This is a genomic window from Streptococcus oralis (assembly GCF_026782285.1).
In the GTDB taxonomy this organism is placed as follows: domain Bacteria; phylum Bacillota; class Bacilli; order Lactobacillales; family Streptococcaceae; genus Streptococcus; species Streptococcus oralis_CG.
This window is the reverse complement of sequence record NZ_JAKUWG010000003.1, coordinates 138,274-162,689: the sequence shown is the minus strand read 5'-3', so window position 1 is coordinate 162,689 and position 24,416 is coordinate 138,274. Positions and strand designations below refer to the sequence as shown.

Annotated in this window: 18 protein-coding genes and 1 pseudogene; 14 read left to right on the top strand and 5 right to left on the bottom strand. The window is 41.0% G+C overall.

Annotation, left to right across the window (positions count from 1 at the left end; translation table 11 throughout):
- Positions 1 to 176: 176 nt before the first annotated feature.
- The 11 genes from MK403_RS03080 (at position 177) to MK403_RS03030 (ending at position 15,678) form a co-directional block, all read left to right on the top strand.
- Complete coding sequence (locus MK403_RS03080) at positions 177 to 4,568, top strand: PolC-type DNA polymerase III (RefSeq protein WP_268708930.1); 4,392 nt, start codon at positions 177 to 179, stop codon at positions 4,566 to 4,568.
- A gap of 79 nt (positions 4,569 to 4,647) precedes the next feature.
- Positions 4,648 to 5,148, top strand: a complete 501-nt coding sequence (locus MK403_RS03075; RefSeq protein WP_268708929.1) for a DnaA ATPase domain-containing protein — start codon at positions 4,648 to 4,650, stop codon at positions 5,146 to 5,148.
- A gap of 15 nt (positions 5,149 to 5,163) precedes the next feature.
- Positions 5,164 to 6,114 (top strand): helix-turn-helix transcriptional regulator, encoded by a 951-nt coding sequence (locus MK403_RS03070; RefSeq protein WP_268708928.1) that lies wholly within the window; start codon positions 5,164 to 5,166, stop codon positions 6,112 to 6,114.
- A 7-nt stretch (positions 6,115 to 6,121) separates the two neighbouring features.
- The gene (locus MK403_RS03065) at positions 6,122 to 7,447 is read left to right on the top strand and encodes a DUF262 domain-containing protein (protein WP_268708927.1); all 1,326 of its coding nucleotides are present in this window, start codon (positions 6,122 to 6,124) and stop codon (positions 7,445 to 7,447) included.
- Positions 7,441 to 9,318: a DUF262 domain-containing protein gene (locus MK403_RS03060; RefSeq protein WP_268708926.1), complete on the top strand. Its 1,878-nt coding sequence runs from the start codon at positions 7,441 to 7,443 to the stop codon at positions 9,316 to 9,318. Before MK403_RS03065 ends, MK403_RS03060 begins: the two co-directional genes overlap by 7 nt.
- Positions 9,319 to 9,391: 73 nt before the next feature.
- Positions 9,392 to 9,544, top strand: coding sequence for a hypothetical protein (locus MK403_RS03055; protein ID WP_033687279.1), 153 nt, complete (start codon positions 9,392 to 9,394; stop codon positions 9,542 to 9,544).
- A 21-nt stretch (positions 9,545 to 9,565) separates the two neighbouring features.
- Positions 9,566 to 10,807 carry an aminopeptidase gene (locus tag MK403_RS03050; RefSeq protein ID WP_268708925.1) on the top strand — a complete coding sequence of 414 codons (1,242 nt, stop codon included), beginning with the start codon at positions 9,566 to 9,568 and terminating at the stop codon, positions 10,805 to 10,807.
- A gap of 9 nt (positions 10,808 to 10,816) precedes the next feature.
- Positions 10,817 to 11,047, top strand: a complete 231-nt coding sequence (locus MK403_RS03045; RefSeq protein WP_000901578.1) for a GlsB/YeaQ/YmgE family stress response membrane protein — start codon at positions 10,817 to 10,819, stop codon at positions 11,045 to 11,047.
- Positions 11,048 to 11,119: 72 nt separating this feature from the next.
- Positions 11,120 to 11,842: a pseudouridine synthase gene (locus tag MK403_RS03040; RefSeq protein WP_268708924.1), complete on the top strand. Its 723-nt coding sequence runs from the start codon at positions 11,120 to 11,122 to the stop codon at positions 11,840 to 11,842.
- 109 nt (positions 11,843 to 11,951) lie between these two features.
- Entirely contained in the window at positions 11,952 to 13,286 is a 1,335-nt protein-coding gene (pepC, locus tag MK403_RS03035) for an aminopeptidase C (RefSeq protein WP_268708923.1), read from the top strand.
- Between the two features lie 163 nt (positions 13,287 to 13,449).
- Entirely contained in the window at positions 13,450 to 15,678 is a 2,229-nt protein-coding gene (locus tag MK403_RS03030; RefSeq protein ID WP_268708922.1) for an HAD-IC family P-type ATPase, read from the top strand.
- A 57-nt stretch (positions 15,679 to 15,735) separates the two neighbouring features.
- Here the strand turns inward: MK403_RS03030 and MK403_RS03025 are convergent, their stop codons facing one another.
- The 5 genes and pseudogenes from MK403_RS03025 to MK403_RS03005 form a co-directional block, all read right to left on the bottom strand.
- Positions 15,736 to 16,647 carry a PTS system mannose/fructose/sorbose family transporter subunit IID gene (locus MK403_RS03025; protein ID WP_125827921.1) on the bottom strand — a complete coding sequence of 304 codons (912 nt, stop codon included), beginning with the start codon at positions 16,645 to 16,647 and terminating at the stop codon, positions 15,736 to 15,738.
- A gap of 14 nt (positions 16,648 to 16,661) precedes the next feature.
- Positions 16,662 to 17,474, bottom strand: a complete 813-nt coding sequence (locus MK403_RS03020; RefSeq protein WP_129326369.1) for a PTS mannose/fructose/sorbose transporter subunit IIC — start codon at positions 17,472 to 17,474, stop codon at positions 16,662 to 16,664.
- 77 nt (positions 17,475 to 17,551) lie between these two features.
- Complete coding sequence (locus MK403_RS03015) at positions 17,552 to 18,541, bottom strand: PTS sugar transporter subunit IIB (RefSeq protein ID WP_268708921.1); 990 nt, start codon at positions 18,539 to 18,541, stop codon at positions 17,552 to 17,554.
- Positions 18,542 to 18,914: 373 nt separating this feature from the next.
- A pseudogene (gene adhP / locus MK403_RS03010) lies at positions 18,915 to 19,845 on the bottom strand (alcohol dehydrogenase AdhP); the annotation flags it as partial.
- 337 nt (positions 19,846 to 20,182) lie between these two features.
- Positions 20,183 to 20,995: a Cof-type HAD-IIB family hydrolase gene (locus tag MK403_RS03005; RefSeq protein ID WP_268708920.1), complete on the bottom strand. Its 813-nt coding sequence runs from the start codon at positions 20,993 to 20,995 to the stop codon at positions 20,183 to 20,185.
- 185 nt (positions 20,996 to 21,180) lie between these two features.
- Here MK403_RS03005 and MK403_RS03000 point away from each other — a divergent pair, with 185 nt between their 5' ends.
- The 3 genes from MK403_RS03000 to folP all read left to right on the top strand — a co-directional run bounded on the left by MK403_RS03000 (position 21,181) and on the right by folP (position 24,415).
- The gene (locus MK403_RS03000; RefSeq protein ID WP_000359243.1) at positions 21,181 to 22,599 is read left to right on the top strand and encodes an NCS2 family permease; all 1,419 of its coding nucleotides are present in this window, start codon (positions 21,181 to 21,183) and stop codon (positions 22,597 to 22,599) included.
- 60 nt (positions 22,600 to 22,659) lie between these two features.
- Entirely contained in the window at positions 22,660 to 23,367 is a 708-nt protein-coding gene (locus MK403_RS02995; protein ID WP_132972699.1) for a CPBP family intramembrane glutamic endopeptidase, read from the top strand.
- A gap of 103 nt (positions 23,368 to 23,470) precedes the next feature.
- Positions 23,471 to 24,415 (top strand): dihydropteroate synthase, encoded by a 945-nt coding sequence (gene folP / locus MK403_RS02990; RefSeq protein WP_268708919.1) that lies wholly within the window; start codon positions 23,471 to 23,473, stop codon positions 24,413 to 24,415.
- Position 24,416 lies beyond the last annotated feature (1 nt).

Sequence of the window (24,416 nt, the reverse complement as noted above, 5' to 3'; positions counted from 1 at the left end):
TGAGATGCCAAGTGAGATGTCATCTCATTTTTTAATATGTAACGACTAATCAGTACAGTTTTAACCACTACAAGTATGATAAAATCTTTTCATCTAAGTCGCAAGGGAGGATGGTACTGGCTATATATTTTCTTTAATTATGGTAAAATAGTAAGAGAATAATGTGAGGAAATTGAATGTCAAGTAAGTTTGAAATTTTAATGAATCAACTAGGAATCTCTGATCAGCTGAGACAGGATCCTGCTCTTATTGATGCAAGTATTGAGCGTGTCGTGGTTCATAAAATTAGTAAGATTTGGGAATTTCATTTTGTATTTTCTAATATTTTACCGATTGAAATCTTTTTAGAGTTAAAGAAAGGGCTTAGTGAAGAATTTTCTAAGACAGGGAATCGAGCTGTTTTCGAAATCAAGGCGCTCTCTCAGGAATTTTCTAATGAACTCTTGCAGGCCTACTATAAGGAGGCTTTTTCTGAAGGTCCGTGTGCTAGCCAAGGATTTAAGTCTCTTTATCAGAATCTGCAAGTTCGTGCGGAGGGAAATCAACTCTTTATTGAAGGTTCAGAGGCGATTGATAAGGAACACTTTAAGAAGAATCATCTTCCTAATCTAGCAAAGCAACTTGAAAAGTTTGGTTTCCCAGCCTTTGTATGCCAAATAGAAAAGAATGATGCCCTTACACAAGAGCAGGAGGAAGCCTTCTATACGGAGAATGAACAAATTGTACAGGCTGCCAATGAAGAGGCTTTGCGTGCTATGGAACAACTGGAACAAATGGCTCCTCCTCCAGTAGAAGAGAAACCAGCCTTCGATTTTCAGGCTAAAAAAGCTGCGGCTAAGCCAAAACTAGATAAGGCAGAAGTTACCCAGATGATCGACGTGACAACTGAGGAAAATCGTCTAGTCTTTGAAGGGGTCGTTTTTGATGTGGAACATAAAGTGACCAGAACTGGTCGCGTTTTGATCAATTTTAAAATGACGGACTACACTTCAAGTTTTTCAATGCAAAAATGGGTTAAGAATGAAGAAGAAGCTCAGAAGTTTGACATCATTAAGAAGAATTCTTGGCTCCGTGTTCGTGGAAATGTGGAGATGAATAACTTTACACGCGATTTGACCATGAACGTGCAGGATGTGCAGGAAGTTGTTCACTATGAGCGGAAGGATTTGATGCCAGAAGGTGAGCGTCGGGTCGAGTTTCATGCTCATACTAACATGTCGACCATGGATGCTCTTCCTGAGGTAGAAAAAATCGTTGAGACAGCTGCTAAGTGGGGACACAAGGCGGTTGCCATCACGGACCACGGGAATGTCCAGTCCTTCCCACACGGCTATAAGGCAGCTAAGAAAGCTGGAATTCAGCTAATCTATGGAATGGAAGCCAATATTGTAGAGGACCGCGTTCCTATCGTTTATAACGAAGTGGAGATGGACTTGTCAGAAGCGACCTATGTGGTTTTTGACGTGGAAACGACGGGACTTTCAGCCATCTATAATGACTTGATTCAGGTTGCGGCCTCTAAGATGTACAAAGGGAATGTTATTGCTGAATTTGATGAATTTATCAACCCAGGTCACCCTTTATCAGCCTTTACTACAGAGTTGACTGGTATTACAGATGATCATGTCAAAAATGCCAAACCACTGGAACAAGTTTTGCAAGAATTCCAAGAATTCTGTAAGGATACCGTCCTAGTTGCCCACAATGCAACCTTTGACGTTGGCTTTATGAATGCCAACTATGAGCGTCATGGTCTGCCTAAGATTAGCCAGCCAGTCATCGATACGCTCGAGTTTGCTAGAAACCTTTATCCTGAGTATAAACGTCATGGTTTGGGACCTTTGACCAAGCGTTTTGGTGTAGCTCTGGAACACCACCACATGGCCAACTACGATGCGGAAGCGACTGGTCGTTTGCTCTTCATCTTTATCAAAGAGGTGGCGGAAAAACATGGTGTGACCGATCTAGCTAGACTAAACATTGATTTGATTAGTCCAGATTCTTATAAAAAAGCTCGGATTAAGCATGCGACTATCTATGTCAAGAATCAGATAGGTTTAAAAAATATTTTTAAACTGGTTTCTTTGTCCAATACCAAGTATTTTGAAGGGGTGCCACGGATTCCGAGAACGGTTCTAGATGCCCATCGGGAAGGTTTGATTTTGGGATCGGCTTGCTCCGAGGGTGAAGTTTTTGACGCAGTTGTTTCCCAAGGTGTGGATGCGGCGGTTGAGGTGGCCAAGTATTATGACTTTATCGAGGTCATGCCACCGGCTATCTATGCTCCCTTGATTGCTAAAGAGCAGGTCAAGGATATGGAGGAACTTCAGACCATTATCAAGAGTTTGATAGAGGTCGGGGACCGTCTTGGTAAGCCTGTACTGGCTACGGGAAATGTTCACTATATCGAACCGGAAGAAGAGATTTACCGTGAAATTATCGTCCGTAGTTTGGGACAAGGGGCTATGATTAACCGAACCATCGGTCATGGCGAACATGCCCAACCAGCTCCTCTGCCCAAGGCTCATTTTCGAACAACTAATGAGATGTTGGATGAATTTGCCTTCTTGGGCGAAGATTTAGCTCGTAAACTAGTTATTGAGAACACCAATGCCTTGGCAGAAATATTTGAGCCTGTTGAGGTCGTTAAGGGTGACTTGTACACACCTTTCATCGACAAGGCTGAAGAAACGGTCGCTGAGCTGACCTACAAGAAAGCTTTTGAGATTTATGGAAATCCGTTGCCAGACATCGTTGATTTGCGGATTGAAAAAGAATTGACTTCTATTCTGGGGAATGGATTTGCCGTGATTTATCTGGCATCGCAGATGCTGGTGCAACGTTCCAATGAACGGGGTTACTTGGTTGGTTCTCGTGGATCTGTTGGGTCCAGTTTTGTTGCGACCATGATTGGGATTACGGAGGTCAATCCTCTCTCTCCTCATTATGTTTGTGGTCAGTGTCAGTATAGTGAGTTTATCACGGATGGTTCTTACGGTTCAGGGTTTGATATGCCCAATAAGGATTGTCCAAACTGTGGTCATAAACTTAGCAAAAATGGGCAGGATATTCCGTTCGAGACCTTCCTTGGTTTTGATGGGGACAAGGTTCCCGATATTGACTTGAACTTCTCGGGAGAAGATCAGCCTAGCGCCCACTTGGATGTGCGTGATATCTTTGGTGAGGAATATGCCTTCCGTGCAGGAACAGTTGGTACGGTGGCTGCCAAGACTGCCTATGGATTTGTCAAGGGCTATGAGCGTGATTACGGGAAGTTCTATCGTGATGCAGAGGTGGAACGCCTTGCTCAAGGTGCTGCTGGTGTCAAGCGGACTACAGGACAACACCCGGGAGGAATCGTTGTTATTCCGAACTATATGGATGTCTACGACTTTACGCCTGTCCAGTATCCAGCGGATGACGTGACGGCTGAATGGCAGACGACTCACTTTAACTTCCACGATATCGATGAGAATGTCCTCAAACTCGATGTACTGGGGCATGATGATCCGACCATGATTCGAAAATTGCAGGACTTGTCTGGGATTGACCCTAATGAAATTCCTATGGATGATGAAGGTGTCATGGCCCTCTTTTCTGGAACTGATGTGCTAGGTGTGACGCCGGAGCAAATCGGAACTCCGACAGGCATGTTGGGAATCCCAGAGTTTGGCACCAACTTTGTACGTGGGATGGTAGACGAAACGCATCCGACGACCTTTGCGGAATTACTTCAGCTCTCAGGTCTGTCCCACGGTACTGATGTCTGGTTGGGAAATGCCCAGGATTTGATCAAGCAAGGAATTGCTGACCTATCAACCGTTATCGGTTGTCGGGACGATATCATGGTTTACCTCATGCATGCGGGTCTCGAGCCTAAAATGGCCTTTACCATCATGGAACGGGTACGTAAGGGCTTGTGGTTGAAGATTTCCGAAGAAGAACGAAATGGCTATATCGAAGCCATGAAGGCCAATAAGGTGCCAGAGTGGTATATCGAATCATGTGGGAAAATCAAGTATATGTTCCCTAAAGCCCACGCTGCGGCCTATGTTATGATGGCCTTGCGTGTAGCCTACTTCAAGGTTCACCATCCGATTTATTATTACTGTGCTTACTTCTCTATCCGTGCCAAGGCCTTTGATATCAAGACCATGGGTGCGGGCTTGGATGCCATCAAACGTAGAATGGAAGAAATCGCTGAAAAACGGAAGAATAATGAAGCCTCTAATGTGGAAATTGACCTCTATACAACTCTTGAGATTGTCAATGAAATGTGGGAACGTGGCTTTAAGTTTGGCAAGTTAGACCTCTATCGTAGTGATGCGACTGAATTCATCATTGATGGAGATACCCTCATCCCACCATTTGTAGCAATGGATGGTCTGGGAGAGAACGTTGCTAAGCAGTTGGTGCGTGCGCGTGAAGAGGGTGAGTTCCTCTCTAAGACAGAACTGCGCAAACGCGGTGGACTTTCATCAACCTTGGTTGAAAAGATGGATGAAATGGGGATTCTCGGAAATATGCCAGAGGATAACCAGTTGAGTTTGTTTGATGATTTGTTTTAAATAAAAATTAACAGACGGACAAATATTGTCCATCTGTTTTGTTATACTTATGCTATAAAAAAAGAAAGTGGTGTAACTTATGAACAATACAGGCTTAAATAACAAATATCAATTTGAAAATTTTCTAGAAAAAGATGGTAATGCTTTAGCAAAGAAAGGGGCCGTAGCTGTAGTAGAAAACTTAGGGTTACAATATAATCCCCTTTATATTTATGGGGAATCGGGTTCAGGTAAAACACATCTCCTTCAAGCAATTGGAAATAAGGTTCTTGAGAACAATCCAGAAAAGCGAGTAAAATATATTTCTGCCGAAAACTTATTGGAAAATGAGCTAGAAATACAAAAAGTTAGAAGTGAGGAGTTTGATCTCCTAATCGTAGATGATATTCAGGTATTGGGAGAAAAGGATATTCTTATCCAAGAAAAATTTTTTAATCTTTTTAATTCTCAACATTACATGAATAAGCAAATGGTTTTCTCTAGTGACTCTGAACCAGATCGATTGAAAAATGTTCATTCTCGTTTGATTGTGCGTTTTAAGTGGGGAATGACAGCGTGTTTAACATCACTTGAAAAATAATAAGAAGGACTGCAAATGAATGATCAAGAGAGACTACTAACAATTTTTTTACGTTTACAGTTAGGTACTTCACTAGGAAAAAAGCGATTGGCCCAGGAATTTGAAGTTAGCGAAAAGACGATACAGAGAGATTTTTCGCTACTCCGTGATATTTTATCTAATAACACCAGTTATAGTGGAGATTTGCTTTATAACCGTAAAATGAATAAGTATTGTTTAGCAAGTAAGTCAGTTTTTAATAAAAAGGATATACTCGTTATTTCAAAGATTTTATTGGAAAATCGAGCACTGAATAGACCAGAAATTGCTAGCTTACTAAATAATTTACTGGTCTTAGTTCCCCGTGATGATCAGAAAGAAATTGAGCAGATTATTGGAAGTGAAAAGCTTAACTATGCTCCCTTAACGGATCAACAAAATAGAATAGAGAAAATTTGGAATTTATCAGAAGCTATTTTGCATGAACAGGTTCTAGACATTATCTATCAAAAACATTATTCTGAGTCTTCTAAGAGGCAGACTGTTTTACCAGTCTCTCTTTACTATGATAGTCATTATTTCTATCTGGTTGTCTACCAGTTGAAACATGCTACTTATATTACTTTAAGAGTAGACCGTATCCAGTCCTGGTCTCTTAGTAGTATAGAGAAACCCTCTATTTCTTATCGAGATAAATTTAGAGATGGCGACATTCGGAACGAGAGAGTGGATGCTTTTATCGGGAAGAAAATCAGTATTGAAATCGAGTATTTGTACGATCCGACTATTGTGATGGATCAATTTCCAAATGCAAAAATAGTTGGGAAAAATGGCGACTGGACTCATTTTAAGTTTGAAAGTCAGCATACACCGGGGCTTAAACGCTGGTTACTGGGACAAGGGGAAGCAGTTACTGTTTTGTCTCCTCGGATTTTAGTAGAGGATATGAAGCAAACAGTTCAAGAAATGATAGATAAATATAGATGAGGATAAAATGACTATTCAATTTACTTCTAAAAAGGTTGGAGAACTACTGAAAGAAGGGAAATTGCGGATTCCTTCTTATCAAAGACCTTATAAATGGAACAGAAAACATATCCGTAATCTTTTTTATGATTTACGAGATGCTATGGGGAAAAAGGAATATCAGATTGGTTCCGTTATCTTACATGAAAATGATGGATACTTAGAAAATGATGGATACTTAGATATTGTCGATGGACAGCAACGGCTAATTTCAATTTCTTTGTTTCTTCATTTATTAGATGATTTCGAGAATTATAAGGGTGCTAATCAACTGTTGAGTGCTGAATTTGGAGAGCTATCTTGCTATCATGCGAGTGAAAATTATAATGAGTGGAAAAATTTGACTCAATTAGTTGGAGAAAATCAGGCAAAAGATATTTGCAACTTTCTATTGAAAAATTGTTCTGTCTCTGTGATTACTATGCCACAGGAACAATTATCAGAGGCCTTTCAGTTATTTGATTCTCAGAATAATCGTGGAAAATCTTTAGAACCTCATGATTTGCTCAAAGCCTATCATCTTCGCAAGCAAGATTCAGAAGATGAAAGAATTGTTGAAAAGTGGGAGCAATTTGTAGAGGATAAAGATTTAAGTCTCAAAGAGTTATTTGATAAACATCTTTTTCGTATGAGACGTTGGTCGCGAGGAGAGACAGGATTAACAAACAAGCGTTATGGATCTTATCTCCGTTTTACAGAGGATTTTATTGACGATTTTAAAGGTGTTGATTTGAATCAGAACTTCCCATATCTAGAATTGTATCGTCATATTGAAAAACTCCCCATGTCCATTACTATGCCAATCATTGATGGAAGTAAATTTTTTGAGTATATTGAATCGGCCCATGAAACTATTAGAGTTCATAAAAAATTTTTAAATGAAGAGTTAGGACTTTCTAATGAGTCAGAGGGAGAAAAAAATGTAGCTTACCCAGAAGGCATGTTGAACATTTACAATAGCTCAAAGGGGCGCTATCTCAAGTGTCACAATATATTCTTAAATATTTGCTCGCTTTTCGTAGATAGATTTGGAAAAGATGAGCTATCAAAGGAGATAGTAGAGACCTTATTTATTTGGTCTTATTACCCTCGAGTTAAGTCTAAAGCAATATATGATGCAACAGTAGGGAAATACGCTGCTGGTGGAAGGTTTAAACAAAAAGAGGCTCAAAAGCTATTTCAACTTTTATCTCATGCTGTCACTCCGAATGATTTCATGATCAAGATAGATAGAGAATTATTTGAAAATTATACTGTGGACAAGATTATAGAAGAGGAAAAAGATAAATGGTAGAAACACATATAAGCTTATCTGTTAATCGTTTGTTAAATGAAGATACCTATGCTATTCCTCTTTATCAGAGAAATTTTGCCTGGACTTATGATGAAATTGAGCAGTTATTGAACGACGTAGCAGATGCTTTTCAAGAAAATAGAGACAATTATTATATTGGAACATTAGTCGTTAATAAAGAGAATGACATTTTCAAAATCATAGATGGGCAACAACGAACAACAGCCCTTAATTTGATTGCCTTAGCTTTGAAGCATGAGTTTGGTTTTGATAGATTGAAAGCTGTCAATCTTACCTTTCCAGCTAGGAAGAAATCAAATGAGAATATTCAAAAACTATTTACTAAGCAAAAAATCTCTGAGGACGATGAAAATGAATTAACTAGAGGTTACGGGCATGCTAAAGATGCATTGAAAAAAGTGCTAGAGGAGCGCCAGCTTAATCCTCAGTCTTTCGTTGATTATCTTTTTGAGAATGTCATCATTTTTCGGAGTATACTTCCTGAAGATTTAGATTTGAATCTTTATTTCGAACGTTTCAACTCTCGAGGAGAACAACTAGAGGCTCATGAGATTCTTAAGGCTCAAATGATGGCTAAGTTTGGTGAAGATCAAGAAATGGCTCAAAAATTTGCTAGAATCTGGAATGCTTGCGCAAACTTTGATAATCCGGTATCAAGTCAATTTAAGATGCGACGGAAGAGAGCAGATGATTTTCAAGAACGTGAACGTATTTTTGGATGGGACTTTTCAAATTACTCATTTCATAATATTTATGATGATATTGATTTTTATCAAAATGAAAGAAGAAAGTTATCAGATATATTAGGAAAAAAAGTAAATGAAAAAAATATAGAAGTAGAAAAAGATTTTGGTGATTATACCCAAGTTATCGATTTTCCAACCTTCTTACTCCATGTATTGGCAATTTGGGAAGGTAAGGATACCAGTGAGGTTCAGTTAGACGATAAGAAACTCTTAGCTCTATTTGATATAAAAAATAAAAATAAGACTTGGATTATTGAATTCAGTGAATTTCTTCTTAAAATAAAACATATTTTTGATAATTACATCGTTAGAAATTCAAATATAGATTCTTCAAGCAGAAATAAGGATGAATGGTTTTTGCAGAAGGAAACTTATTATGAATATCAACCTAATGGAAAAGCGAAAGAGCATTACATAGTTGAAGAACGTTTTACTAAGAATACATTTTCAGATTCGGAAATTAACCAAAACATTATTCTTCTTCAATCTATGTTTGCTGTAACCTTTACTGCCAATCGAGATAGTCGTTGGTTATATGAAATCTTGCAATTTCTCTTCAACAATATTGAAGAGTTAAATCAAGTAGAATTTGCTAGTCAGTTTAAGGATTTTCTTGAAAAAATGGCAGTGAGATATGCTGAGGAAAGATTGTTTACCGAAGATAAAAGTATCAAAAAATATGGGGCAATTCCTGTTTATGCTTTTAACTTTGTAGATTATGTTTTATGGAAAAATCGTGAAGAATTGAAGAAAGATTACGATATTGAGTTTAAAGATTTTAAATTTGCTTATCGTCGCTCCGTAGAACATTGGTATCCTCAGAATCCCAATGGACATGATGGAGAGAGCCAATTACCTGCTGAGTTTTTACATTCCTTTGGCAATCTTTGTATCATTACAGATAGTCAGAATTCTAAGTTTGGTAATTCCTATCCAGAGTCTAAACTAGCACAATGGAAGAAAGAGGATATCTTCAAACGTCAGAGTTTAAAATTACAAATGATGGCAGAGATAACTTCTAAAAAAAATAGATGGGATATTTGTGAGATTCAATCTATGGAAAAAGAAGTGGAAAGATATGTACACGACTTTTGTTTTAGTTAATTAAAAACAAGCTTTATTAGGCTTGTTTTTAAATTTATATCATATGTGATATACTAGTAACGGAGGATATTTCATGAAACTAAGAATTTTTGCGGAAGACAAGCCGGCTGAGAAGGTGTTTGAGTATCAATTAGAACTTGCTGATCAGACAATTCTTCTATCGACAGCACTCTTGTCTAGTGCTATTGCTTTAGCAGGATTATTTTCTGCTTTGAAGGAAAAATAACAAAAGAAAAGGAAGAATAGAATGGTTTTACCAAATTTTAAAGAAAATCTAGAAAAATATGCAAAATTGTTGGTTGCGAACGGAATTAACGTGCAACCTGGTCACACTTTGGCCCTCTCTATCGATGTGGAGCAACGTGAGTTGGCGCATTTGATCGTGAAAGAAGCCTATGCCTTGGGTGCGCATGAGGTTATCGTTCAGTGGACCGATGATGTCATCAACCGTGAGAAATTCCTCCATTCACCGATGGAGCGTCTGGACAATGTGCCAGAATACAAGATTGCTGAGATGAACTATCTCCTTGAAAATAAAGCAAGTCGTCTCGGTGTCCGCTCTTCTGACCCAGGTGCATTGAACGGAGTGGACGCTGACAAGCTTTCAGCTTCTGCTAAAGCGATGGGACTTGCGATGAAGCCAATGCGTATTGCAACGCAATCCAACAAGGTTAGCTGGACTGTCGCAGCTGCAGCAGGACTTGAGTGGGCTAAAAAAGTCTTTCCAAATGCTGCGAGCGATGAAGAAGCAGTGGACCTCCTTTGGGACCAAATCTTCAAAACTTGCCGTGTCTATGAAGAAGATCCCGTTAAGGCTTGGGAAGAACATGCAGCAATCCTTAAGAGCAAGGCAGAAATGCTTAATAAAGAGCAATTTTCAGCCCTTCACTACACAGCGCCAGGGACAGATTTGACACTTGGCTTGCCTAAGAATCACGTCTGGGAATCAGCTGGTGCTATCAATGCACAGGGCGAAGGATTCTTGCCAAATATGCCAACAGAAGAGGTCTTTACGGCTCCTGACTTTCGTCGTGCAGATGGCTATGTCACTTCTACAAAACCACTGAGCTATAATGGAAATATCATTGAAGGGATTAAAGTAACCTTCAAGGATGGTCAAATCGTAGACATTACTGCTGAAAAGGGTGATCAGGTCATGAAAGACCTTGTCTTTGAAAATGCGGGTGCGCGTGCCTTGGGTGAATGTGCCTTGGTACCAGATCCGAGCCCAATTTCTCAGTCAGGCATTACCTTCTTTAACACCCTTTTTGATGAGAATGCTTCAAACCACTTGGCTATCGGTGCAGCCTATGCAACCAGCGTTGTTGGTGGGGCAGAGATGAGCGAAGAAGAGCTTGAAGCTGCAGGACTGAACCGTTCAGATGTTCACGTGGACTTTATGATTGGCTCTAATCAAATGGATATCGATGGTATCCGTGAGGATGGAACACGCGTACCGCTCTTCCGCAATGGAGACTGGGCAATTTAAGGAGAAGCTATGCTTGGAAGTATGTTTGTTGGTCTCCTAGTGGGACTCTTGGCAGGTGCTTTAACCAATCGTGGAGAGAGCATGGGATGCTTTGGAAAAATGTTTCTCGGCTGGATTGGTGCTTCTTTGGGTCACCTACTTTTTGGAACTTGGGGGCCAAACCTAGCGGGGATAGCTATTGTTCCAGCTGTTTTAGGTGCTATGGTTGTCTTAGCTATTTTCTGGAGACGAGGAAGTTAATTTCTTAAATCTGAAATGAAAAGGAGGTTGGTCATTGTACCAGCCTCCTTTTGAGTATGATATAATAGTTCTATGAGATTAGATAAATTTTTAGTTGCCTGCGCAGTAGGAAGTCGGACGGAGGTCAAAAACTTTTTGAAGGCTGGGCGCGTGACGGTAAATGGTAAAAAAGAAAAGTCAGCTAAATTGCAGATTAATGAAGAAAGAGATGAGATTCGCTTTGATGGCCAAGTGCTAGAGTATGAAGAGTTTGTCTACTACATGATGAACAAGCCCCAAGGGGTTATTTCAGCGACTGAGGATTCCAAGCACAGAACCGTTCTGGACTTGCTGGATGATATTGCTCGGAGCAAGGAAGTTTTCCCAGTAGGACGCTTGGATATCGATACGCATGGACTCCTGCTTCTGACCAATGATGGTCAGCTGGCCCATGCTTTGCTTTCACCTAAACGTCATGTGGAAAAAACCTATCTGGCACAAGTCGAGGGAATTATGACCCAAGAAGATGTGGAGGCATTTGTCAAGGGCATTCCGCTCAAGGACTTTATCTGCCAGCCCGCTAAGCTGGAGATTATGTCGGTAGATCCAGAAAAGAATCAAAGTCTGGTTCGCGTGACCATTGCCGAAGGGAAGTTTCATCAAGTCAAACGTATGGTAGCCTACTGTGGTAAGGAAGTGGTGGACCTACAACGTTTGACGATGGGAACATTGATTTTAGACGAGAAGCTGAAACGAGGAGAATGGCGTCGCTTGACCAAGGAGGAGTTAGAGACTCTCCTTGCTAGTATTACTTAGTTTGGATTATGTTAGAAAAGGTGAGGAGAATGTCCTTGCCTTTTTCGTTTTTCAGTTGCTTCCTTTGTGAAAAGAGTTATAATAGACAGTAGAATAAAAGGAGGAATCTATGAACGCGATTCAAGAATCATTTACAGATAAACTATTTGCCAACTATGAAGCAAATGTCAAATACCAAGCGATCGAAAATGCTGCCAGCCATAACGGAATTTTTGCAGCCCTAGAACGTCGCCAAAGCCATGTAGACAATACACCTGTTTTCTCATTGGATTTGACCAAGGACAAGGTTACTAACCAGAAAGCGTCTGGTCGTTGCTGGATGTTTGCAGCTCTTAACACCTTCCGTCACAAACTCATCTCTCAATATAAATTGGAAAATTTTGAATTGTCACAAGCCCACACTTTCTTCTGGGACAAGTATGAAAAATCTAACTGGTTCTTGGAGCAAGTCATTGCGACTGCAGACCAAGACTTGACGAGCCGCAAGGTTAGCTTCCTACTCCAAACTCCACAACAAGACGGTGGACAGTGGGATATGGTCGTGGCCCTCTTTGAGAAATACGGTGTCGTTCCTAAGTCAGTTTACCCTGAGTCTGTTTCATCTAGCAGCAGCCGTGAGCTCAATGCCATCCTTAACAAATTGCTTCGCCAAGATGCTCAAATCTTGCGTGACTTGCTCGCTTCTGGTGCAGACCAAGCGACTGTTCAAGCTAAGAAAGAAGACCTCTTGCAGGAAATCTTTAACTTCCTTGCTATGTCACTAGGTCTTCCACCGCGTAAATTTGACTTTGCTTATCGCGATAAGGATGATAACTATCAAAGCGAAAAGGGTACCACGCCACAAGAGTTTTACAAGAAATATGTTGACCTTCCTCTAGAAGATTATGTTTCTGTTATCAATGCTCCGACTGCTGACAAACCATACGGCAAATCTTACACAGTTGAGATGTTGGGAAATGTGGTTGGTAGCCGTGCAGTTCGCTACATCAACGTTCCAATGGAACGCTTGAAAGAATTGGCGATTGCCCAAATGCAAACAGGTGAGACTGTTTGGTTTGGTTCAGATGTCGGCCAGCTTAGCAACCGCAAAGCTGGAATCCTTGCGACAGATGTTTATGACTTTGAATCAAGTATGGATATTCAACTCACTCAAGACAAGGCTGGACGTTTGGACTACAGCGAAAGCTTGATGACTCACGCCATGGTCTTGACAGGTGTGGACTTGGACGAAAATGGCAAATCAATCAAGTGGAAGGTTGAAAACTCATGGGGAGACAAGGTCGGTACAGATGGTTACTTTGTTGCCTCAGACTCTTGGATGGATGAATACACTTACCAAATTGTTGTCCGTAAGGAATTGCTGACAGCAGAAGAAAAAGCTGCCTATGAAGCAGAACCAATCGTACTTGCACCATGGGACCCAATGGGAGCCTTGGCAGAATAAAGCTATAGAAAAGAGGTTAGGGGAATCCTAGCTTCTTTTTAAGTTCTTCTTGAAGTGGCGATAGATGATGCTTGCCAAGGGAGTTCTTCTTATTTTGAGTCTTTAAGTGACAGAGAAAAAGATATGTGTTACTATAGTAGTACAAAAGGATATTGGAGTATAAATGAAGTATTTAAGTAGCCAAGACATCAAGAATCGTCAACGAAACATCAGCGATATTAAACCTTATAAAACAACCAAGGAAATTGTCGTTTCAAATATCTTTACCTTCTTTAATGCCATGAACTTGGCTCTGGCAGTTCTGGTAGCTACAACCTTGCGATTTGAAAATATGCTCTTTTTAGGTGTGATTGCTATCAATACAGCCATTGGGATTTTTCAAGAAGTGCGTTCAAAAAATGCCTTAGAAAAGCTAAGTTTGCTTGGTAAAAGTAAGTACAGAGTCAATCGAGATGGTCAAACGATTGAGATTGATCCAGAGGACATCGTTCTGGGTGAGTATCTGCATCTTAATCTGGGTGACCAGGTGCCTGTCGATGCAGAAGTACTTGAAGGAAATATTGAAGTGGATGAGTCCTTGCTGACTGGTGAGAGTGATTCGGTCTTTAAAACAGCGGGTGACAAGCTGATGAGCGGAAGCAATGTCGTCAGCGGTACTTGTCTGGTCACGGCGACGGCTGTGGGACAGGATAGCTACATCAACAAACTCGCAAAATCCAGCAAGGAATTCAAAAAATACCCTTCTCAGCTACGCGATTACATGGATAAGATTTTAAAAATCGTCTCTATTTTGCTGGTGCCAGTTGCGATTCTGCTCTATGTCAGAGGTTTCAGTCTAGGGCGAACTTATGTTGAGATTGTCTTGGGAAGTTCTGGTGCCTTGGTCGGCATGATTCCGGAGGGGTTGATTCTCCTGGTCAGTGTATCCCTTGCGGTAGCGGCCATGAAGCTGGCTAAAAAGAAGGTTCTAGTGCAGGAGCTATACTGTGTGGAGACCTTGGCGCGAGTAGATGTTCTTTGTTTTGATAAGACAGGAACTATCACGACGGGGAATATGAAGGTCCAAGAAATGGATGCGAAACTGGCAGAGAAACTGTCTTCTTATCTGGCTTATTTTGAGGATGAAAATGCAACTTCGCGCGCTCTGAAGACTTACTTAACGTGTGAGAAAAAGTGGGAAGTTCAAGAAGTCGGTGCCTTTTCAAGCAAAAACAAGTATTCCTTTGTCCAAGTAAAAGAGGGTGGGACCTATTTCTTCGGAGCCTATGAGTTTTTAGGCTTTACCCAGCCAATGGGTACCTACTATGAACATCTGAAGCAGCAAGGTTTTCGAATCTTGACACTTGCTCATAGCAAGGACCACATCACGAGTCCAGCCAATATGGAACTACTAGGGCACGTCGTTTTGTCGGATGAGATTAAGGACAATACCAAGGAAACCTTCGACTATTTCGAATCTCAAGGTGTTGAAGTGAAGATTATCAGTGGTGATAATCATGTAGCTGTATATGGGGTGGCTCGTAAAGCAGGTTTTAAGGAAGAAGCCCGTGCGATTGATATGACCAAGGTGAGCGATGATGACTTTGAAAGAGTGGTCTTGGAACACGATATATTTGGACGTGTGACACCTGAACAGAAGCAAAAGATGGTGACCGTTTTGCAAAAGGCTGGTAAGACAGTTGCCATGAGTGGTGATGGGGTCAATGATGTTTTGGCTCTCAAGAAAGCAGATATTAGTTTTGCTATGAATGGCGCCACCAGTGCAGCCAAAAGTGTATCCAATATTGTTTTCCTGACAGATGACTTTGCAGTATTTTATGATATCTTGATGGAAGGACGCCGTGTCATCAATAACATCCAAAAGGTAGCCTCTCTTTTTCTAACAAAGACCTTCTTCTCCATCGTTTTTGCCATTTTGAGTGTGGTATTTGGTTTGGAATTTGCCTTTATCCCCATTCAGTTTACAATCATTTCAGCCATTACGATTGGGATTCCATCTTTCTTCCTAACTTTTGAGTCCAATAAAGAAAAGGTCAGCACACATTTTATGCGAGATATTTTGACCAATGCTGCGATTGGCGGTGGCATTCTGGTTGCTAGTGTACTCCTGACTAACTTCTTTATCACTGTCCCAGGTCAGGTTAAATTTATTTGCTTCCTCCTTGCTTTGGTCAATGGTCTGTGTCTAGTTGCCAAGATCAGCATTCCCTTTAATCGATACAAACTAGCCTTGCTCACACTTTTGAGCCTTGCAGCCCTTGTTGGCGTACTTGCCAATACCTTTATCCTGCAAGGAACTTTTGTGCCTTTAGAAACCAGCCAAGTCGTCTATGTAGCCAGCCTAGCAGTGGCGATTGGAGGCTTGCATTATCTTACTAGGAGAAAAAGTTGATACACAAAAAGAATCAGGTTTATTACCTGATTCTTTTTTATTTATATTCTCGATGGTTTACATGATACCGAAGTAACGAGCTGCGATACCTACTGCAAAAAGGGCAAGGATGATTGTGATTGGTGATACTTTTTTCTTAAGCAACCACATGCAGAGGAAAGTAAGGAGAAGTCCCATCAATCCTGGAATCAATGAGTTTAACTGACCTTGAAGAGTTTGAGGTTGAACGCTATCCAAACTCAAGCCACCAAGTGCTTGACCAAGGATTCCTTTCAATTCAGAACCTGTTACTGCACCTTCTGGGAAGTTGATGTAAGCACCTTCAGCCAATTGTTTACCTGGAAGGTTAACAGTAAAGTTGATAGACACCCAACGTTGTACAAGAACGGCAAGGATGAACATACCAAGGATAGACGCTCCTTTAGTGATGTCTTTCAAGATACCACCAGACATGTCTTTAGTGATTTCAGATCCAGCTTTGTAACCGAACTCTTGTGTATACCATAGGAAGGCCATACGGATGGCATTCCATCCAAAGAAGAAGAGAAGGGGACCAACAAGGTTACCAGATGCAGCAAGTGATGCACCAAGGGCTCCAAGAATAGGACGAACTGTAAACCAGAATACTGGGTCACCGATACCAGCAAGAGGTCCCATCATACCGATCTTAACCCCTTGGATAGCCGCGTCGTCGATTTCAACACCGTTAGCGCGTTCTTCTTCAAGTGCAAGAGTAACCCCCATGATTGGAGCAGCGACGTATGGGTGAGTGTTGAAGAACTCAAGGTGACGCTCAAGAGCAGCCGCTTGGTCTTCTTTTTTAGTGTACAATTTTTTGATAGCTGGGATCAAAGAGTAAGCCCAACCCAAGTTTTGCATACGTTCGTAGTTCCAAGAACCTTGAAGAAATTGTGAACGCCACCAAACTTTTTGACGATCTGATTTTGATAATTGAATTTTTTCAGCCATGATTGTTCCCCTTTCTAGTAGTCTTCTAGGATATCACCGATTGGGTCGTTAGAAGTTGCAGCTCCGCCGCCACCGTTTCCACCTTGTTTTGAAAGGTTGAGGTAGATGAAGGCAAGGGCAACACCGATGACACCAAGGGCAATCAAAGTCAATTGAGAAATTGCTGCAAGAGCGAAACCGATAGCGAAAAATGGCCATACTTCACGAGTTGCCATCATGTTGATAACCATAGCGTAACCAACGGCAACGACCATAGCACCACCAACAGCCATACCACCATTCAACCATTCTGGCATCAATTTAAGAGCATCTTGAACGGCAGAAGCTGGGATAGCGATAAGGAAGGCTGCAGGGATTGCAATACGAAGACCTTGAAGAAGAAGTGCGATAAAGTGAGCACGTTCAACAGCTGCAATATTTCCTTCTTTAGCGGCAGCATCTGCAGTGTGAACCAAACCAACTGAGATTGTACGAACAATCATAGTCAAGAAAAGTCCAGCTACGGCAAGAGGGATAGCTGTTGCTGTTGCAACGGCGATACCTTCAGTAGTAAAGTTACCACCTTTGATCAAGATGATTGCTGCGGCAACAGATGCAAGAGCAGCGTCAGGAGCTACGGCAGCTCCGATGTTTGCCCAACCAAGGGCGATCATTTGAAGAGATCCACCAAGCATAACACCTGCTTCGAGGTTACCAGTTGCAAGTCCGATAAGGGTACATGCGACGATTGGTTGATGGAATTGGAATTGGTCGAGGATACCTTCAAGACCTGCAAGGAAGGCAACAACTACAACCAAGATAGCAGAAATGATTGAAATATCTGACATGGTTTTATTCCTTTTCTATTTAATTATAATAAAGTTTAAAATCTTTCTTCCAAGAGTTCGAGAGAAGAAGATTCTAATTATTGAACGTTTGCTTTGTTAATCAAGTCAAACAAGTCTTTTTTCGTGTCGTTTGGTACTTTACGTACATCAAATTCAACACCGAGGTCACGCATTTTTTCAAAGGTTGCAACGTCTTCTTTATCCATAGACAAAACGTTGTTAATCATTGTTTTACCTGTTGAGTGGGCCATAGAACCAACGTTAAGGGTCTTGATTGGCACGCCACCTTCAATGGCACGAAGGGCATCTTGAGGTGTTTCAAACAAGATAAGAGCATGTGTGTTACCAAAACGAGGATCTTTTGCAACCTCAATCAATTTTTTGATTGGTACAACGTTGGCTTTTACTCCGTTAGGAGCTGCTTGTTTGATCAATTCTTTACGAAGTTCGTCGTTTGCAACATTGTCTGAAGCAACAATAATACGATCCGCTTTTGAATCTGGAGTCCAAGCAGTTGCAACCTGACCGTGAAGGAGACGAGTGTCTAGACGAGCAAGGTTGATCTTCAGTTTACCGTCACCGATAACAGTTCCTTCTGGAATAGCAGCTTGGGCAACTGGAGCAGCTGCAGCACTTGCAACTTCCTCAACTGGGTTAAGCTCTTCTGGAAGAGCTTTGATGCCATCTTTGGCTTCTTTAATGATATTCGCAGCGACTTTATCCACACCTGCATTCGCGTCCATAAGGCGCTCTGTGTAGGCTTGGATCAACATCGGCAAGTTCAGTCCTGTGATGATGGCAAATTTACGTTCTGGATTTTCTCCCATCACGCGGCTAGCTTGGTTGAATGGAGATCCACTCCAAAGGTCAGCCAATACTAGAATCTCATCTTCTGCGTCAAATGCAGCCACAGCGTTGTTGAATTTAGCGTAAAGATCATCTGGACCTTCATTTGGCATAAAGGTCACAACTTGAACCTTTTCTTGTTCACCAAAGATCATAGATCCTGACTGATGAATACCCGCAGCAAATTCGCCGTGGCTCGCAATAATGATTCCGATACTCATTATTGTCATTCCTCCTTATAAAATGTTTGACTATATGTTTAAGAAAACTTTAAGCCTAACTTTAAGTATAAACCGTTTTCATATAAAAATCAACCATTTCTTATAAATATGTGACTATTCTTAATGAAAACTCGTTTACAAAATGTTAATATACAAAGTTTTTTTGAGTCTGTATTCATAAAAAGAACTAAAATTTAATATAAAAATAATGAAAACGAGCTATTTTTTGAAAATAAATTGAAAACAAAACAAAAGACTGCAAGTGAGCAATCTTTTGTTTCCCAATTCTATCATAAACTTAGTGTGTGAAATCCAGTACCATACGTCCTTGGATTTGACCTTTTTCCATTTCATCGAAAATAGCTACAGCATCTTCTACTGGACGTTTTTGAACTACAGGCACTACCAGACCTTCTGCTCCAAATTGGAAGGCTTCTTCCAAGTCCTTACGAGTTCCAACAAGAGAACCAATCACTTGAATTCCATCTAGAACTGTTTTTACGATGCTGAGTTCCATCATTTCAGAAGGAAGACCAACAGCTACTACGCGACCACCAGCACGAACGGAATCAACGGCTTGGTTAAAGGCAACTTTAGACACAGCAGTTACGACAGCTGAGTGAGCTCCCCCATTTGTGTCCTGGAACGTCTTCAACTTCCAGTCCATTGATAACGATGTCGGCACCAACTTCTTTAGCAAGAGCCAGTTTGTCGTTGTTGATATCAACTGCGATAACATGAGCGTTGAATACTTTCTTGGCGTATTGAACGGCTAGGTTACCTAGACCACCAGCACCATAGAGAACTACCCATTGTCCTGGCTCAACCTTTGCTTCTTTAATAGCTTTATAGGTTGTTACACCAGCACATGTGATTGAAGAAGCTTGGGCTGGATCAAGTCCATCCGGAACTTTAACAGCATAATCCGCTGTTACGATACATTGTTCTGCCATACCACCGTCTACTGAATATCCAGCATTTTTTACTGTACGGCAGAGAGTTTCGCGACCAGTTGTACAGTATTCGCAAGTGCCACAGCCTTCAAAGAACCAAGCAATGCTGACACGGTCACCAACTTTAAGGCTTTGGACATCTGGAGCAACTTCCTTGACGATACCGATACCTTCATGTCCTAGAACACGACCAGGCACTTGACCGAAGTCCCCATGAGCAACGTGAAGATCCGTGTGACAAACCCCACAATATTCCACTTCAACAAGCGCTTCCCCAGTTTTAAGTGGGCGGAGTACTTTTTCCTCAATGACAACACCAGTGCTTTCTGGATTTACAACAACAGCTTTCATAGCTATCCTCCTTGATATTTTCTGAGAACAGAGATAAATTAGACTGGATTGATTTTTGCGTCAAATAGAGTCAAATTGCTGAGCTCTCTTCTTTTTATATGTGTATTATATCACAAATGAAAGCCTTTTCCAATGATTTGAATGTGAATTCTCAAACAATCGATTAACTGGTTGACTAGACTGTGAAAAAAACACAAATACTATTGGTAGAAAATCTTCATAATTATAAAAGCGCCTAATGTTAAGCATTTAAAGAGCTAGATATTAAGCGTTTTGTCTTAAAAAAATTTACTGGATTGTCTTTTCAAATTGAATCTTCCTCAACTCCCAGCATGTATTACAAAAATAAAGCTCGGAGAGTTTTTGCAACTCCATCTTGGTCATTTGTCAATGAAATTTGTTCATCTGCATATGGAAGAAGAGCAGGGTTGGCGTTTTTCATAGCATATCCCTTGCCTGCGAAAGCCAGCATTTCTCTATCATTTTGCTCATCGCCGAAGGCAATTAAGTCTTTTTTATCACGATTCATCACATTGAGCAAATACTCTAAAGCAAATGCTTTGTTGACTCCTTTTGGTGTACATTCGAGGATGTTGAGGGGCCCGCCCCAGGTATTGATGGATAGTTGGTGTTGATAAAAACGATTCATCTCGTCCGCTAAAGCGTATTTGTCTTCAGCCCTTGTTTGCAAGAGGATGCAGTTGGGATCTTTGGTTACTCGTTCGGGCTTGAATTGATTTTCCGGCCGGAAGTTCTCTACGCCAAATAGTTTAGGGTCTGCAATTTCCTCATTCGGAGTCGTGATATAGAATTTTTTTCGATATTCTCCTGCAATAAAATCAGCCTGGATGTCCTCCGTGCGCTGGACCATGTCTAGGAGATATTTTTTGTCCAAGGTCAAGCACTTTTCATGCGTCCAAGCACGACCTGGCAGATGGGTAAGGGAACCATTGAAGTTGATCATAGGTGTGTGCAACTCTAGTTCCTGATAAAATTCTTTTGCCATACGGTAAGGGCGCCCAGTAGTGATGATGACATGGTGGCCTTTTTCAGCAATTCGTTTAATTGTGTTTCGAGTAAAATCTGAAATCTTACTCTCTGAGTTGAGCAGGGTTCCGTCCAAATCAACGGCGATAATTTTTTTAGTCATATAAACCTTCCTAGTACATTCCAGATAAGATGTCTACTATTATATCAAAAAGAAAGCAGAAAAACAGACTCAAAACAAAAATAGAAATTTCATTTTGTTAAATAAATCAAACAAACATATTGAAAAGGTGAATGATAAATGATATAATACTCTCATTGTTCGTAAAAAACAAAAGGAGATTAAACATGGACAAACTATTTAAACTAAAAGAGCACGGGACAGATGTCCGTACAGAGGTGCTTGCTGGTTTAACAACATTCTTTGCAATGAGTTATATTCTCTTTGTAAACCCTCAAATGCTTTCACAAACAGGGATGCCTGTTCAAGGTGTGTTCTTGGCAACGATTATCGGTTCTGTAGTTGGTACTTTGATGATGGCTTTCTATGCTAATTTGCCATACGCACAAGCACCAGGTATGGGATTGAATGCCTTCTTCACATTTACAGTTGTGTTTGGGATGGGCTATACTTGGAAAGAAGCTCTTGGTATGGTCTTCATTTGTGGAATTATTTCACTGATTATTACCTTGACAAATGTTCGTAAAATGATCATCGAATCCATTCCTACAACGCTCCGTTCAGCAATTTCAGCTGGTATTGGTGTTTTCCTTGCCTATGTTGGGATTAAGAATGCTGGTCTCTTGAAATTCTCAATCGATCCAGGTACTTATACTGTAGCAGGTGAGGGAGCAGACAAGGCTCAAGCTGCACTTACTGCAAACTCAGCAGCTGTTCCAGGCTTGGTAGATTTCAATACTCCAGCAGTATTGGTGGCTCTTGCTGGTCTGGCTATTACCATCTTCTTTGTTGTTAAAGGCATCAAAGGTGGAATCATTCTTTCTATTTTAACAACGACTGTGCTTGCCATTGCTGTTGGTGTTGTGAAATTATCAGGGATTGACTTCGCTAGCAACAATCTTTCATCAGCAGTTAATGATCTTGGGACTTTGTTTGGTGCCGCTCTGGGCTCAGAAGGTTTAGGATCTTTGATTTCAAACACTTCACGTTTGCCAGAAACTTTGATGGCCATTCTTGCTTTCTCACTAACGGATATTTTTGATACAATTGGTACTCTTATCGGTACTGGTGAAAAAGTTGGTATCGTTGCGACAAGTGGTGAAAACCATGAGTCAGTTAAATTGGACAAGGCTCTTTACTCTGACTTGGTGGCGACTTCAGTAGGTGCCATTGCAGGTACTTCAAACGTTACGACTTATGTTGAGTCTGCGGCGGGTATCGGCGCTGGTGGACGTACTGGTTTGACAGCCCTAGTAGTTGCGATCTGTTTTGCTCTCTCTAGCTTCTTTAGCCCACTTCTAGCGATTGTTCCGACAGCTGCAACAGCGCCAATTTTGATCATCGTCGGAATCATGATGCTTTCTAACTTGAAAAACATTCCTTGGGATGATATGGCTGAAGCGGTTCCTGCCTTCTTCACATCTATCTTTATGGGATTCAGCTACTCTATCACACAAGGTATTGCTGTTGGTTTCTTGACTTATACCTTGACAAAAGTTGTCAAAGGTCAAGCCAAGGATGTGCACGTGATGATTTGGATTTTGGATGCCTTGTTCATCCTGAACTATATTAGCATGGCGCTATAAGCTATAAATGGTATAATAGAAAAAGGGGAGTCTCCCCTTTTTATTATAAGGAGGTACATCATGAAGAAAAAAGGTATCTGGCAAGAAATTCTGGATAGAGGAATATGGGTGTTAATTTTTTTAGTAGCACTAGTGCTATCTCAACTTCCTTTAATTTTATCTGCCCTTTTATCCGCTAGACAATTCCCACTCCTCCAGTCAGGACTCTTAGTGGCTTTGCTGTCGGTTGCTATTCTAACTGTTTTTATCTTTAGTGCGCGAAAAACAGAGATTGCGACCTTCAATCTTTCTTTTTTCAAGGCAAAAGATCTAGCCCGCTTGGTTTTGAGTTATTTGGTTATTTTCACAAGTAACTTATTCGGCTCTGCCTTGCTTCGTCTGATGAATGAATCTACGACCAGCAACCAATCAACTATTAATAATCTGGTTCAGAATAGCTCGCTGATTTCCAGTTTTTTCTTACTGGTTCTGATTGCTCCCATTTGTGAGGAAATATTGTGTCGTGGAATTATCCCTAAAAAGATCTTCCGTGGGAAGGAGAAGTTGGGTTATCTTGTAGGTGCAGTCGTCTTTGCCTTGCTCCACACACCGACCAATCTGCCTTCTCTCCTTATCTATGGAGGAATGTCTACAGTTTTAACTTGGACAGCTTACAGAACAGAACGCTTAGAGATGTCGATCTTGCTTCATATGATTGTCAATGGTATTGCCTTTTGTTTGCTGGCTTTACTGGTTTTGATTAGTCGAAATGTAGGCTTGCCTTTCTAAACCATTTCCTTACTTGGAAAAGATAAATGCTAGCGTATCCATCTTTTTCTTTTTATGGTAAAATAGAGAAATAATGTGGTGAAAAACCTTGAGGAGTGACCTTATGTCCAATAAAGCTAGTCAGGCAAAAACAGCCATTTGCGGAATTATCAATGTAACCCCAGATTCCTTTTCGGATGGTGGTCAGTTTTTTGCTGTTGACCAGGCTCTCCAGCAAGCTCGTAAATTGATAGCTGAAGGAGCGAGTATGCTAGATATTGGTGGAGAATCGACTCGTCCTGGCAGTAGCTATGTCGAGATAGAAGAGGAAATCCAGCGTGTTGTTCCAGTCATCGAAGCTATCCGTAAGGAAAGTGATGTCCTCATCTCCATCGATACTTGGAAGAGTCAGGTGGCAGAGGCAGCTTTGGAAGCTGGTGCCAATCTGGTCAATGATATCACTGGTCTCATGGGAGATGAGAGAATGGCGGATGTGGTTGCTAAAGCTGGAGCGAAAGTGATTATCATGTTTAATCCAGTCATGGCTAGACCTCAGCACCCTAGCTCGCTCATATTCCCGCATTTTGGATTTGGGGATCCTTTTACAAATGAAGACTTGGCGTACTTTGAACAACTACCAGTAGAAGATTTGATGACCGCGTTCTTTGACCGCGCTCTAGCGAGAGCGGAGAAAGCGGGGATTTCGAAAGGCAAGATCATGCTGGATCCAGGAATTGGCTTTGGTATGACTAAGAAGGAAAATCTGCTCCTTCTACGTGATCTGGATAAACTGCATCAGAAAGGCTATCCAATTTTTCTTGGAGTTTCGCGTAAGCGATTTGTCATCAATATCCTAGAAGAAAATGGTTTTGAAGTCAATCCTGAGACCGAACTTGGTTTCCGCAATCGGGACACAGCTTCGGCTCATGTAACCAGTATCGCTGCAAGACAGGGTGTCGAAGTAGTGCGCGTGCACGATGTAGCCAGTCATAAGATGGCAGTTGAAATTGCGTCAGCCATTCGTTTGGCAGATGATGCGGAAAATCTAGATTTGAAACAATATAAGTAAG